The organism is Arthrobacter sp. TJ-240 (assembly GCF_058269195.1).
Genome location: NZ_JBZCNG010000004.1, coordinates 321,625 through 333,954, shown reverse-complemented (window position 1 = coordinate 333,954; position 12,330 = coordinate 321,625). Strand labels below are relative to the sequence as shown.

Genomic DNA, 12,330 nt, shown 5'->3' with positions numbered 1-12,330 from the left:
CCCTGGCGCGGTCCTGCCCGTCAGTTCCTGCCGCGCCAGACCCGCCGCCAGAAGGACGCCTTCGGAGGCTCGGGCGGCGCCTCGGCCTCGGCTGACCGGCGGGCCGCTTCCCTGCGGTCGCGCCAGCGCTCCACCTCGGCGTCGACGTCGCGGAGCTTGGTGATGACGGGCGGCCCGCCGAGGAGCTGGCGCCGTGCGTCGATCACGCGGTAGTTGAAGTCGTCGAGGATCTCGCGGACCTGCTGCTCGGTGTACTGGCGGTCGAGGCGGCCGTCCAGTTCGGCGTCCTCCCTGCGCAGCATGATGGCCGCAGGCCCGAGCCCCGTGATGTTCTCGCGCTGGATCAGGCCCTTGACCCACCAGTCGGGGTCGTGCGCCTCGCCCAGTCCCGGGATGGGCTTGCCGGCGAGGGCCAGGTTGTCGAAGTCGCCGCGGGCCACGGCGCGGTCCACGATCAGGCGGGCCCGCTTGACCTCGTCCTCGCCCTCACGCAGCGGTGCCATCTCGCCGTCGGCGGCGTCCTCGTCGTCCTGCCGTTCCAGTTCGGCCAGCGCATCGCTCGCGTCCCCTGCGCCACGGGCAGCCCGGACCTGGGCCGCCCTGCGCAGCCTCTCCTCGTTCTCCCGGAATCCGCTGATGCCGCTACCCCTCCGCCTGGTGCTGCCGGTCCTCCCAGTATCCCGAGGTCGCAGGCGGCCCCGCAACCGATTCTCCCGGCGCCGGACCCTGGATCAGCCGGTCGGACGGTGGACCAGCCAGGCCGTCGTGTCGCCCGGCAGCCTGCCGTCCTCGAGCGGTGAGCTGCTCAGCAGCACGGTCCCCTCGGGCAGGTCGACCGGCACGGACCCGAAGTTGGTGATGCTGTGCCAGCCGTTCGGACGCGTGAAGTGCAGGACGTCGTCGGAGGGCTCGTCGACCCACGCGAAGTCCTCCTCCCCCTGCAGTTCGCGCCGCAGCGCGAGCGCCCGGCGGTAGAAGCTGAGGCTGGAGGACGGGTCCGCTTCCTGCACCTCGACGGCGTACTCGCCGAACCACGCGGGCTGCGGCAGGTGCGCGCCGCCGAAGCCGAAGCCGAAGGACTGGCCGTCACGCGTCCACGGCAGCGGCACCCGGCAGCCGTCCCGGCCCACGTCGACACCCTTGTTGCGGAAGAACGTGGGGTCCTGGCGGTCCTCGTCGGCGATGTCGGCGACCTCGTGCAGGCCCAACTCCTCGCCCTGGTAGAGGTAGGCGGAGCCGGGCAGGGCGAGCATGAGCTGCGAGACGGCGCGCGCCCGGCGTTCGCCGAGCTCACGGTCGAGCTGCGGCTCGGTGCCGCCGCTCATGAGCCACGCCGCGCCGTCCTGGCCGTCCTCGCTCTCGGGGCCGGCGGGCGGCAGGCCGTAGCGCGTGGCGTGCCGGACGACGTCGTGGTTGGAGAAGACCCACGTCGATGACGCACCCGAGGACGTGGCCTCGACGAGGTTCTTCGTGATGATCTCGCGGAACTGGAGGGGGTTCCAGTCGGCCTTGAGGAGGTCGAAGTTGAACGCCTGGCCGAGCCCTTCGGGGCTGGCGTAGCGGGCGCGGCGGTCGGCATGCACCCAGGCCTCGGCCACGGCGGTGCGCGGCGGCGTGTACTCGTCGAACACCGTGCGCCACTCGGCGAACACCTCGTGCACCTCGTCGCGGTCCCAGAAGGGGTGCATCCCGCGGTTGTCGCCGCCCTCGGGGCCGAGTTCCGCCTTGGACGGCAGCGGCTCGGTCATGTCCTTCGTCAGGGCGTGGGCCACGTCCACACGGAACCCGTCCACGCCGCGGTCGGACCAGAAGCGCAGGGTCTTCAGGAAGTCGTCGCGGACCTCCCGGTTGTCCCAGTTCAGGTCCGGCTGCTCGCGGGCGAAGATGTGCATGTACCACTGGCCGTCCTCCGTCCGCTCCCAGGCCGGGCCGCCGAACACGGAGTCCCAGTCGGAGGGCGGCTCCGCGCCGTCGGGGCCGAGCCCGTCACGGAAGATGTACCGCTCGCGGGCAGCCGATCCCCGGGGCGAGGCCAGCGCCTCCCGGAACCATGCGTGGCGGTCGGAGGTGTGGTTGGGCACGATGTCCGCGACGAGCTTGATGCCGGCCGCGTGCAGCGCGGCGATCATGTCGTCGAAGTCCTCGAGCGTGCCGAGCTTGGGGTCCACGTCGCGGTAGTCGTCGACGTCGTACCCGCCGTCGGCGAGCGCCGACGGGTAGAACGGGCTGAGCCAGACGGCGTCCACGCCGAGCGACGCGAGGTACGGGATCCGGGATGTGATGCCCTTCAGGTCACCGATGCCGTCGCCGTCGGAGTCGGCGAAGCTGCGCGGGTAGATCTGGTACACGGCCGCCTGCCGCCACCAGTGCGGGTCCTGCATGCGCTCGGCGAGAGCGTCGGCGGAGAGCTCCGCGGTGGCGTCGACGGCGGAGAGCTCCGCGGTGGCGTCGACGGCGGATTCGACGTCGGGATCGACGGTGGAAGTCACGGGGGCGGGCCTTTCGAAGGTGGTTCGGAGAACGATCGGGGAAGGGTGCTACCTGGACGATCCGCGCATCACGCCCGAGATCACCGAGCGCTGTGCGAACAGGTACACCACTGACAACGGTGCCATCGCCATGAGGTACGACGCGAATGCCACCGGGTAGTCGGTATTGGATTGCCCCTGCAAGGTGAACTGTGCCAGCGGAGGTGTCCGGGCCGACGGCCCGGGGGAAGCATCAGCGCTAACCTGAAAATAAGTCCCCTCGTGTGAACGGAAGCCCATGGACGCGGTCACCTCGCTCGCCCCCTCCAGCCCCGCCCGGGCGCTCGCGCGCGAAGTCCTGATCCGCGGCCCCATCTCGCGCGGCGACCTCGCGGCACGCCTCGGTCTGTCGGTGGCGAGCCTCACCCGCCTCAGCAAGCCCCTGCTCGACTCCGGCATGCTCCGTGAAGCGGACGGAGCCGCCGTCGCCTCGATCGGGCGGCCCATCCGCCCCCTGGAGATCAGCCCGGACTCACACCGGTTCGTCGGCGTCAAGCTCACCGGGGACACCGCCGCCGCGGTCGCCACCAACCTGAAGTGCGACGTGGTCGGTGCGAGCGAACGGGCGCTGCCCGGCCACGACGTGCAGGACGTCCTCGGAGCCATCCTCGACGCCGTCGCGGAGCTCGGCCCCCTCGACGGCCTCAGCGGCATCGGCATCAGCATCGGCGGCAAGGTGGGCCCCGGCGGGATGGTGCTGCGCGCCCCGTTCCTCGGGTGGCGCGACGTCCCCCTCGCCGAACTCCTGCAACAGCGGACCGGGCTGCCCGTCGCCGTGGAGAACGACGTCGTGGCCCTCACGGTCGCCGAGCAGTGGTTCGGCGCCGGGCGTGGGGAGAAGAACTTCGCCGTCCTGACGGTGGGTGCGGGCGTGGGCTACGGCCTCGTCATCAACGACGCCGTCATCGCCCCGCCCGACGCCGGCCTGGGCCTCGTGGGCCACTATCCCCTCGACCCGTCCGGGCCCCGCTGCAGGGAAGGGCACCGCGGGTGTTCCTCGGCGGTGCTCACCATCCCCGCCATCCGCTCCCGGTTCGCCGCGACCACCGGGGAGCGGCTGTCCTACGCGGAGATCCTCGACCTCGCGGCAACGGGCCATCCGGTGGCGGGCGCCGTCGTCGAGGCGGCCGGCCGGTCGCTGGGCCTGCTGGTCTCGGCGGTCGCGAACCTGACGATGGTGGACCTCGTGGTCCTCTCGGGTGAGGGCATGGACCTCGCGGACGTCGCGGAGACCGCACTCCGGGACGCGATCGCCTACCACCGTGATCCCGAGGCCTCACCCCTCCGACTGAGCCGCCGGCCCTCGGACTTCGCCCAGTGGGCGCGCGGTGCCGCCGCCGCCGTCATCCAGCGCATCATCCTCGGCACGCTGCACTAGGACGGGGCCCTCGGCACGTCACGGAATGATTACGGCCCGGATGCTCTTGAACCGGACATGACAACTCTCGCAATCATCGGAGCAGGACGCGGCCTCGGAGCCGCAGTGGCACGGCGTTTCGGAGCCGAGGGATTCTCCGTCGCGCTCATCTCCCGCAACCAGGGCAAGCTCGACGCCCTCGCGGAGGATCTCGGCAAGGAAGGGATCCACGCTCGCGGCTTCACGGCGGACGTCCGAAACCCCGATTCCATCACCGCCGCACTCGAGGCGGCGACCGAGACCCTCGGCCCCATTGAGGTGCTGCAGTACAGCCCCCTCCCCCAGAAGGACTTCATGCGGCCCGTCCTCGAGACGACACCCGCCGACCTTCGCGGTCCCATCGAGTTCTCCATCTACGGACCCGTCGCCGCCGTCCACCAGGTGCTGCCCGGCATGCGGTTCCTCGGCGAGAACCGCGGCACCATCCTCTTCGTCAACGGCGGATCCGCGGTGAAGCCCGGACGGTCCGTCACGGGGACGTCGGTGGCTTTCGCCGGTCAGGCCGCCTACGCGCAGCTCCTCCACGAGGTCCTCGGCGAAGAGGGCATCCAGGTGTCGCAGCTCATCATCGGCGGACGGATCATCGAGGGCGACCCGGAGAAGGACCCGAACGTCCTCGCCGACCTCCTCTGGGGCCTGCACGCCAGGCGGGACACCTTCCGCCACCAGGTCAGCGCCGACTGACACCCCTCGCGCTCGCATCCGGCCCCGCGCTACTTCCCGACGCCGTCCGCGAGTCCCTTGACGAAGTACTTCTGGGTGAGGAAGAAGAGCAGGATGACCGGGACGGCCGCGATGGTCATGCCCGCGAAGACCACGGGGTACTCGGTTCCGTGCTTGCTCATCAGGTTGGTCAGCCCGATGGGCAGCGTCTGCAGGTCTCCCCCGCTGGTGAAGACCATCGCGAACAGGTACTCGTTCCAGGTGAAGAGGATGTTCAGGATCACGCTGGAGACGAGGATCGGCCTGCACATGGGCAGGACGATGCTCCAGAACGCCCTCGCCTTGCCGGCCCCGTCCACGGCCGCCGCCTCGTCGATCTCCAGCGGCAGGTCGACCATATACGCGCGGATCAGGAACGTGGTGAACGGGATCCGGAAGGCCACGTACAGGATCAGCAGCGCCCAGAACGTGTTGTAGAGGCCGAGCGCCTGGAACATCCTGACGAGCGGAATCAGCGCGACGGCGGGGGCGAGCATCAGGCCGCCGAGGATCAGCGCGAGGACCGTCCGGCTGAAGGGGATCTGCATCCGCGTGAGGCCGTACGCGGCCCAGGCGCTGATGAAGACGGTCGCGATCGTCGACGTCACGGTCACGAGGATGCTCGTCATCAGGTAGCTGCTCACACCGCGGTTCCACGCCTTGGCGTAGTTCTCCCAGGTGAACTGGAGCGGCAGCGCGAAGGGGTTCCCGAAGAGCTCGCTGTTGGTCTTGAAGCCGTTGAGGACCATCCAGAGCAGCGGGTAGACCACGACGACGGCCAGGGCTAGCAGGAAGGACGCGACGAAGGTGCGCAGGATCACGCCGAGGACAGTCGATCGGCTCACCATTCCACTCTCCTCTTCCGTGTGATGGCCAGTTGCAGCAGTGCGATACCGAGCGTCAGCACGAAGATCACCGTGGCGATGGCTGCCGCGTAACCGAAGTCGTTCCGGCCGAACCCCATCCGGTAGAGCCATGTCACCAGGACCTGGCTCGAGTTGTTGGGACCGCCGCTGGTCATGACCATGACCTCGTTGAACACCTGGAACGCCCCCGAGAGCGTGACGATGATCATCAGTCCGGTCATCTCACGGGTGAGGGGGACGGTGACCTGGAAGAACCGCCGGATGGGGCCGACGCCGTCGAGCGACGCCGCGTCGAAGAGATCCTGCGGGATCCGCTGGATGGCGATCGCGAACAGCAGCGTGGAGTAGCCGAAGCCCTGCCACTGGCTCATCGCGATCACGGCCCAGATCGCGGTGCCCTCCTGCCCCAGCCACGCCTGCGTCAGGGTGTCCAGCCCCACGCCCCTCAGGAGCGCGTTGAGGATGCCCAGTTCCGGTTCGTAGACGAAGTAGAACAGCAGCCCTGCGACCGTCAGGGAGATCGCCGACGGGACGAAGTAGACGGCCCGGAGCGCCCGCCGCCAGCGCTCGGACCGCAGGCCCTCCACCAGCGCGGCCAGGAGCAGCGCGCCGAAGACCTGGCAGGCCAGGGAGACGGCGGCATAGGCCGAGTTGTTGAACAGTGCGCGCCAGAACACCGGGTCGCCGACGAGCTTCTCGTAGTTCGCCAGCCCGACGAAGGTGGAGCCCCCTGCATAGATGTCCCACTTCATGACGCTGTACTGCAGGTTCTGCAGCAGCGGGAGGTACACGAACACACCCAGCAGCAGGAGCGCCGGTGCGAGCCATGCCCAGCCGCGGGGCCTGCGGCGGCGCCGCACCGCTGCCTCCACGGCGTGGAGAGGCAGCGGTGTGGCGGCCGTCCTATTCGGCGCTGTCCGAAGCGGCGCGGACATTGCTCAGGACCTCTTCGGGGGTTTCGGATCCGGACACGAGCGCCTCGCCACCGGCGAGCCATGCGTCTGCGACGTCGGGCACGGTGACGGCGTCGAGCCAGCCGAGGAGGTAGCCGGCCTCGTTCAGCTCGGTGACACCCTCGACGACGGCGGGGCTCGCCGTCGCGTCCGACACGGCGCCGACGATCGTGCTCGGCTGGCTGTAGGGAGCACCGGCGAGCGTCTCGGCGTTGGCCTTGCTGGTGACGAACCGGAGGAAGTCGACGGCGAGGGCCTGGCGCGGGGACTTGGCGTTGACCATCATGCCCTCGGGCGAGCCCTCGAGCGCAGTGGGGTCGCCCTCGGCTCCCTCGGGTGCCGGCAGCGCGAAGATCCCGAAGTCCTCGGGCGTGATCGCGGAGGACTGGGTGACCACCGAATCGAACTCGAGGATCTCCTGGAAGTACATGGCGGCCTGACCGGACGACTGCGCCTGCTGCGCCGTCGAGTACAGCACGCCGTTGGAGTCGGTCCCGGTACCGGTGCAGTCCTGCACCACCGTCTGGAACTCCTCGAGCGACTTCACGTATCCCGGGTGGTCCCAGGTGGCCGTGGCAGGGTCGAAGTCCTTCTCGAGCACGTCCTGCGGGACGTTGTAGGCGAAGAGCTGCTGGAGGAAGTGCAGCCCGGGCCAGCCGTCCTTGTTCCCGAAGGCCAACGGTTCCACGCCCTGCTCCTCGAGCTTCGGGCAGGCGGCGATCAGCTCCTCGAACGTGGTGGGGACGGCGACGCCGGCGGCGTCGAAGACAGCCTTGTTGTAGCCCATGAACTTGCCGTTGTTGTAGAGCGGGACGGCGAAGTACTTCCCGTCCTTCGCGAACGCATCCAGCGACGCCGCCCCGAAGGTGCTCCCCCACTCGGAGTCCGGCGCCAGCACCGAGGTGAGGTCCGTGGCCAGTCCGCCCTCGATGAACTTGTCCGCGTAGTCGCCGGTCCACGAGAAGTAGATGTCCGGCAGGGCGGACGAGGCGACGAGCGTCTTCGTCTTGTCCTTGATGCTCTGGTCGGTCTCCTGGATGATCTCGAAATCGACCTCCGGGTGCATGGACGTGTACTCGGCGGCCAGGTCCTCGAAGTACGGCGAGAGCGGCTCGCCGCCGAACTTGGTGAGGATCGAGAGGGTGCCCTCGTACTCGGGCTCGGCCGTGAGGTCGGCCGCCTCGACGTCGGTCCCCCCTCCGCAGGCCGTGAGGCCGATCATTACCGCGGCGGACACCGCACACACTCTCAGTCGGACGTTGTTCATGGCCGAGCCTCCTTCATGGACCGGGACCTCCCCGGAAGCTTCCCTGCGGACGGCGGCTGCCCGATCGGCCCGCCCTTTCCACGTGGTGCGGATCACAGTAGCGCAAGTTTGATACCGGTACCAGAGGCGTCGGCACAAAGTTTGCCCGACCTCCTCCCACTGCTCGGCTGCGGTTCGGGATGGTTGACGCTCTCGAATTCTCCGTGCAACGATGTGCCGGTGATACCGGTATCAACTGGTCACTCTCGCCTCTTTCGAAGGGATCACCATGCTGAAGTTCGATGAGGACCAGTTCCTCACACGCGCCCAGAGTTTCCTCGCCCTCCAGCCGCAGATCGAGGACGTCGTCGGCGGCCTCGCCGGCGTCGAGGCGGTCTTCCTCATCGGGTCGGGAGGAACCTACGCCGCCATGTGGCCCTACGAGCACCTCATGCGCCGCAGCACCACCGTCCCCGTCCGCTCGGCCATCGCCGCGGAACTGGTCCTCTCGGGCGACGCCCTGCTGAACGAGCGCGCGGTGGCCGTCTTCACCTCGGCGTCGGGCACCACCGAGGACGTCGTCCGATGCATCGAGTACTGCCGGGACCGCGGTGTCCGCACCGTCGGCTTCACCGGGATCGCGGACAGCCCGATCGCGCGGGCCGTGGATCACGCGCTCATCACCGAGCCGGACGCCTGGCCCTTCGATCTCGGCCTGCTGCTCTTCACCACACGCTTCCTGTCGGAGCGCGGCGAGTTCGCCGGCTACGACAAGCTGGTCGACCAGCTGCCTGCCGTACCGAAGGCCCTCGTCGCCGTGGCCCGCCAGGCCGAACCGATGGCGGAGGCCTTCGCGGAACGCCACAGGGACACCGACTTCCACTTCGTGGTGGGCAGCGGGAACCTCTGGGGCCACGCGTACCTGTACTCGATGTGCATCCTCGAGGAGATGCAGTGGCTGCACACCACGAGGGTGCACGGAGCGGAGTTCTTCCACGGCTCGCTCGAGCTGATCGAGGAGGACACGAGCGTCCTGCTCTTCGTGGGCGAGGACGAGACGCGCCCCCTCATGGAGCGCGTCGTCGCGTTCTCCGAGAAGTACTCGAAAGCCACCACCGTCCTCGACACGGCGGACTACCCGCTGGAAGGGATCGACGACGAGTTCCGGGGCCTGCTCGGCCCGCTGGTCATGGACACGATCACGAGCCGGATCAGCAAGCACCTCGAGAAGCAGCGCGACCACTCGCTCGACCTGCGCCGGTACTACCGGGTCGTGGAGTACTGAGCCGGCCTCCGGCATGATCCCGCCATCGGCCGGGTGCACGGCACCCGGCCGATGGTCCCTCCTTCGAGCAGCAAGGCACCCATGCGCGTTCTCGGCCTCGGCGACAACATCGTCGACCGCTTCATCGACCGCCGCACCTCCTATCCGGGCGGCAACAGCGTCAACTTCTCCGTCTTCGCGCGCCGCCTCGGGGCCGAGTCGGCGTACCTCGGCGTGTTCGGCGCCGACCGGTTCGGTGACCTCCTGAAGGAGTCCCTGCTGGCCGAGTCCGTCGACATCTCGCACGCCGTCACCCGCGACGGACCGAGCGGCTGGACCAACATCCGGCTCGAGGAGGGCGAACGGAGGTTCCTGGACTGGAACGGCGGAGGGATCACCCTGAGCGAGCCCTTCCGGCCGTCCCCGGAGGACCTCGACTACATCGGCCGGTTCGACGTCGTGCACTCGAGTGTCTATTCCGGCATCGAGGAGCACCTCCCGGCCGTTCGGGCCGCCGTCCCCCGCGTGAGTTTCGACTTCTCCTCCGACGACGACCGACGCTCGGATGCCTATCTCGCCGCCGTGTGCCCCTCCGTGGATCTGGGCCAGTTCTCCTGCGCCGACCTCAGCGACCGCGAGTCGCACGAACTCCTCCTGACGGCGGTCCGCCACGGCGCCGGCGCCGCGCTCGCGACACGGGGCACCGACGGCGCCCTCTTCCTCGACGGGGGCGTGTTCCACGAGGGCGGCGCGGAGTTCGTCCCACCGTCGTCGATCGTCGACACGATGGGCTGCGGGGACGCGTACCTGACCGCCTTCCTGCTCGACCTGGTGGGGGCCGGCTGGTCCCGGGACCGGCGCGTCGACGCCGGGCATGTGGCGGCCGCGATGCGGACGGCCGCCCTGTACTCCGCGCGGCAGTGCACCGTGGAGGGGGCGTTCGGGCGCGGCTGGCCGTTCTCGGAGGCGGACCCGGACGGCGCGCGCGCCGCGCTGGCCGACTCCGGCGTCCCGCTCCCTCGCTACCATTAGCCCATGGCGTCCGAGCATCCTTCCAGCAGCGCGCCCACCATCTCCGACGTCGCCGCGGAGGCCGGCGTCGGGCGGGCGACGGCGGCGCGCACGCTGGGCGGCTACGGGTCGGTCAGCGCCGTGGCCCGCGAGCGTGTCCTCGCCGCGGCGGAGCGCCTCGGGTACCGGTCCAACATCCTGGCACGGAGCATGACCACCGGTGTCACGAACTCGCTCGGGATCGTCGTCGCGGACATCGGCAACACCTTCTTCTCGGGCCTGATCCGCGGGGCGTCGGACGCGGCGAGCGCACGGAACCTCGACGTGATCGTCATCAGCACCTATGAGGACCTGGCGGCCGAGCGGCACGCCGTGGGGGTCCTCCTCGACAAGCAGGTGGACGGCATCGTGGTGTCCTCCGCGGCGGTCGGCGCACCCGAGGCGGAGCACCTGACCGAGGCGACCCGGCGCGGCACGCCGGTGGTGCTGATCGACCGGCTGATCCCCGGGCTGCACCTCGACGCCGTGGTGGTCGACAACAGGGCGGAGGCCCGGCGCGTGACCCGCGCGCTCATCGAGGCCGGCCATCGCCGCATCGGGTTCCTGTGGGGCCCCACCACCGACGCCGGCATCGAGACCCTGGACGACCTCCTGACCGTCAACACGCGCAGCCTGTGGAGCGACGCCGAGCGGCTGCGCGGGTACCTGGATGCGCTCCAGGATGCAGGGATCCCCTACGCGCCGGCCCTGGTCACCACGGGGGTGAAGACGGAGGAGTCCGCGGCGAAGGCCGCCCATGCGATGCTCCAGTCGGCAGACCCTCCCACCGCCCTCTTCGCGTCGGAGGCGGAGGCGCTCATCGGCGCCCTTCACGCGGTCCAGGGCCTGGGTCTTTCCTACCCGGGGGACGTCTCCCTCGTGGGCTTCGACGACACCAGCTGGGCGACGGTCATGCAGCCGCCGCTGACCATGGTCGCCCAGCCCGTGGACGAGATGGGACGGCTCGCCGTCGACCAGGTGGTGTCGCGCATCGGCGCGTCCGAGTACGAGCCGCGCCTGCACATGCTCCCGGCAGAGCTCAGGACCCGCTCGTCCATCGGGCCGCCCCCGCGGATGCCCTGATCGCAGGACGCACCGGCGGAAAAGGGTCAGGCGAAGCGGCCCGGGCGGAAAGTCTCCAGCATCGGGTGCCTGCGGCCCGTCATGATCTCGCCCGCCAGCAGTTCGCCCGCGATCAGCCCGAGCGTCGCGCCGGAGTGCGTGAAGGCCACGAAGCAGCCGGGGACGGCGTCGAGCTCGCCGAGCACGGGCTCCCCGTCCCCGGGGACAGGCTTGCGCCCGATCTTCCACGACGCCGCCGTGAGCTGCGGCCGACCCTCGAGCAGAGTGGCCGCTTCGTCGGCCAGTTCGTTCACGACCTCCTCGGGGATCGAGTACGTGCCGTCCGCGTCCTGCGTGATGCTCTGCTCGTACCAGTCGTGGTCGAGCGCGAGGGTATTGCCCGGGTTCGGCCGAACGGCCGCCCGCGGCGTGTTGAGGACCGCGCGGACAGGGTGCTCCACGGGAGCGGTCGTCACGAGCATGGACACCGGCGAGGCGTCGGGGATCTCCACCCCCAGCTCGGCGACGACGGCGGGGGTCTGCGGTCCGCAGGCGACGACGACGCCGTCCGCGGCGAAGGACCCGGCGGGAGTGACGGCACCGGCGGCGCGCCCCTGGTCGACGAGGACGCGGGCCGCGCCGGCGTTCGTCACGAGTTCACCGCCACGGGCCGTGAACTCCCCCATCAGGAAGTCGATCAGGTGCGGCAGGCTCACCCAGCCCTCGCCGGGATTGAAGATCGCTACGGCCCCGACGGCCTCAGGACTGATACCCGGGGTGTGGTCAGCCACCGCGGCGGGCGCCACGAGGACCGAGTCGTAGGCATGCGCCTTCTCGTACTCATGGCGTGCCACCGTGTCCTGGTCCGCGCCGGCACCCGCCCAGTGGAGCCCGCCGTCGAAGCGGAGCCAGTCGCGGGTCGGATCGGCGGCGAACAGCGTCCGGTACCGGTCGATCCCCGCGATGCGCAGCTGGTGGTACGGCGTGGCCCGCTCGCCGGCACTGTTGAGCCAGGACAGCGACCTGCCCGAGGCTCCGCTCGCGAGGTCCGCCTCCGTGATCAGGACGACGGACGCACCCTCCCGCAGGAGGTGCACCGCCGTCGAGACTCCGAGGATGCCGCCGCCGAGGACTGCGACGCGGCGTGCTGCGGGGGCCGTACTCATGGTCTGGTTCCTTCCCTCGGTGATCTCGTCCAGTGTGTGAGACGGGTCGCGTCCGGGACAATGGCCACAGCACATC

11 protein-coding genes and 1 pseudogene are annotated in these 12,330 nt (G+C 69.9%); 5 read left to right on the top strand and 7 right to left on the bottom strand.

Annotated elements, in window-relative coordinates; all coding sequences use genetic code 11:
- Positions 1 to 20 precede the first annotated feature (20 nt).
- The 3 genes and pseudogenes from AC4D2C_RS12510 to AC4D2C_RS12500 form a co-directional block, all read right to left on the bottom strand.
- Positions 21 to 638 (bottom strand): DnaJ family domain-containing protein, encoded by a 618-nt coding sequence (locus AC4D2C_RS12510; RefSeq protein ID WP_490915280.1) that lies wholly within the window; start codon positions 636 to 638, stop codon positions 21 to 23.
- 93 nt (positions 639 to 731) lie between these two features.
- Entirely contained in the window at positions 732 to 2,381 is a 1,650-nt protein-coding gene (locus tag AC4D2C_RS12505; protein WP_490915279.1) for a glycoside hydrolase family 13 protein, read from the bottom strand.
- Positions 2,382 to 2,537: 156 nt separating this feature from the next.
- Positions 2,538 to 2,708, bottom strand: a pseudogene (locus AC4D2C_RS12500) (carbohydrate ABC transporter permease); the annotation flags it as partial.
- Between the two features lie 58 nt (positions 2,709 to 2,766).
- Here AC4D2C_RS12500 and AC4D2C_RS12495 point away from each other — a divergent pair.
- Together AC4D2C_RS12495 and AC4D2C_RS12490 are read left to right on the top strand one after the other, a co-directional pair.
- Complete coding sequence (locus tag AC4D2C_RS12495; RefSeq protein WP_490915208.1) at positions 2,767 to 3,906, top strand: ROK family protein; 1,140 nt, start codon at positions 2,767 to 2,769, stop codon at positions 3,904 to 3,906.
- 57 nt (positions 3,907 to 3,963) lie between these two features.
- Positions 3,964 to 4,629 (top strand): SDR family NAD(P)-dependent oxidoreductase, encoded by a 666-nt coding sequence (locus tag AC4D2C_RS12490; protein WP_490915207.1) that lies wholly within the window; start codon positions 3,964 to 3,966, stop codon positions 4,627 to 4,629.
- A 29-nt stretch (positions 4,630 to 4,658) separates the two neighbouring features.
- On the opposite strand, the gene AC4D2C_RS12485 is transcribed toward AC4D2C_RS12490, so the two are convergent.
- From AC4D2C_RS12485 to AC4D2C_RS12475, 3 genes are read right to left on the bottom strand one after another with little or no spacing between them, the layout of a single operon-like run.
- Positions 4,659 to 5,495, bottom strand: coding sequence for a carbohydrate ABC transporter permease (locus AC4D2C_RS12485; RefSeq protein WP_490915206.1), 837 nt, complete (start codon positions 5,493 to 5,495; stop codon positions 4,659 to 4,661).
- Complete coding sequence (locus AC4D2C_RS12480) at positions 5,489 to 6,448, bottom strand: carbohydrate ABC transporter permease (RefSeq protein ID WP_490915205.1); 960 nt, start codon at positions 6,446 to 6,448, stop codon at positions 5,489 to 5,491. Before AC4D2C_RS12480 ends, AC4D2C_RS12485 begins: the two co-directional genes overlap by 7 nt.
- On the bottom strand, positions 6,417 to 7,733 hold the full coding sequence (locus AC4D2C_RS12475; RefSeq protein ID WP_490915204.1) for an ABC transporter substrate-binding protein: 1,317 nt from the start codon (positions 7,731 to 7,733) through the stop codon (positions 6,417 to 6,419). The genes AC4D2C_RS12480 and AC4D2C_RS12475 overlap by 32 nt, the downstream gene beginning before the upstream one ends.
- Positions 7,734 to 8,001: 268 nt before the next feature.
- Between AC4D2C_RS12475 and AC4D2C_RS12470 the strand changes: the two genes are divergently transcribed.
- The 3 genes from AC4D2C_RS12470 (at position 8,002) to AC4D2C_RS12460 (ending at position 11,109) form a co-directional block, all read left to right on the top strand.
- Positions 8,002 to 8,997 carry an SIS domain-containing protein gene (locus tag AC4D2C_RS12470; RefSeq protein ID WP_490915203.1) on the top strand — a complete coding sequence of 332 codons (996 nt, stop codon included), beginning with the start codon at positions 8,002 to 8,004 and terminating at the stop codon, positions 8,995 to 8,997.
- Between the two features lie 81 nt (positions 8,998 to 9,078).
- Positions 9,079 to 10,008 carry a PfkB family carbohydrate kinase gene (locus tag AC4D2C_RS12465; protein WP_490915202.1) on the top strand — a complete coding sequence of 310 codons (930 nt, stop codon included), beginning with the start codon at positions 9,079 to 9,081 and terminating at the stop codon, positions 10,006 to 10,008.
- Between the two features lie 3 nt (positions 10,009 to 10,011).
- Positions 10,012 to 11,109, top strand: coding sequence for a LacI family DNA-binding transcriptional regulator (locus AC4D2C_RS12460; protein ID WP_490915201.1), 1,098 nt, complete (start codon positions 10,012 to 10,014; stop codon positions 11,107 to 11,109).
- A gap of 26 nt (positions 11,110 to 11,135) precedes the next feature.
- On the opposite strand, the gene AC4D2C_RS12455 is transcribed toward AC4D2C_RS12460, so the two are convergent.
- Complete coding sequence (locus AC4D2C_RS12455; protein WP_490915200.1) at positions 11,136 to 12,254, bottom strand: NAD(P)/FAD-dependent oxidoreductase; 1,119 nt, start codon at positions 12,252 to 12,254, stop codon at positions 11,136 to 11,138.
- Between the last annotated feature and the right edge of the window lie 76 nt (positions 12,255 to 12,330).

What these genes read in the sequence shown, in the direction of transcription:
- AC4D2C_RS12505 (WP_490915279.1), bottom strand. Translation starts at nt 2,381, where the DNA reads ATGCAGGACCCGCACTGGTGGCGGCAGGCGGCCGTGTACCAGATCTAC.
- AC4D2C_RS12495 (WP_490915208.1), top strand. Translation starts at nt 2,767, where the DNA reads ATGGACGCGGTCACCTCGCTCGCCCCCTCCAGCCCCGCCCGGGCGCTC.
- AC4D2C_RS12490 (WP_490915207.1), top strand. Translation starts at nt 3,964, where the DNA reads ATGACAACTCTCGCAATCATCGGAGCAGGACGCGGCCTCGGAGCCGCA.
- AC4D2C_RS12485 (WP_490915206.1), bottom strand. Translation starts at nt 5,495, where the DNA reads ATGGTGAGCCGATCGACTGTCCTCGGCGTGATCCTGCGCACCTTCGTC.
- AC4D2C_RS12480 (WP_490915205.1), bottom strand. Translation starts at nt 6,448, where the DNA reads ATGTCCGCGCCGCTTCGGACAGCGCCGAATAGGACGGCCGCCACACCG.
- AC4D2C_RS12475 (WP_490915204.1), bottom strand. Translation starts at nt 7,733, where the DNA reads ATGAACAACGTCCGACTGAGAGTGTGTGCGGTGTCCGCCGCGGTAATG.
- AC4D2C_RS12470 (WP_490915203.1), top strand. Translation starts at nt 8,002, where the DNA reads ATGCTGAAGTTCGATGAGGACCAGTTCCTCACACGCGCCCAGAGTTTC.
- AC4D2C_RS12465 (WP_490915202.1), top strand. Translation starts at nt 9,079, where the DNA reads ATGCGCGTTCTCGGCCTCGGCGACAACATCGTCGACCGCTTCATCGAC.
- AC4D2C_RS12460 (WP_490915201.1), top strand. Translation starts at nt 10,012, where the DNA reads ATGGCGTCCGAGCATCCTTCCAGCAGCGCGCCCACCATCTCCGACGTC.
- AC4D2C_RS12455 (WP_490915200.1), bottom strand. Translation starts at nt 12,254, where the DNA reads ATGAGTACGGCCCCCGCAGCACGCCGCGTCGCAGTCCTCGGCGGCGGC.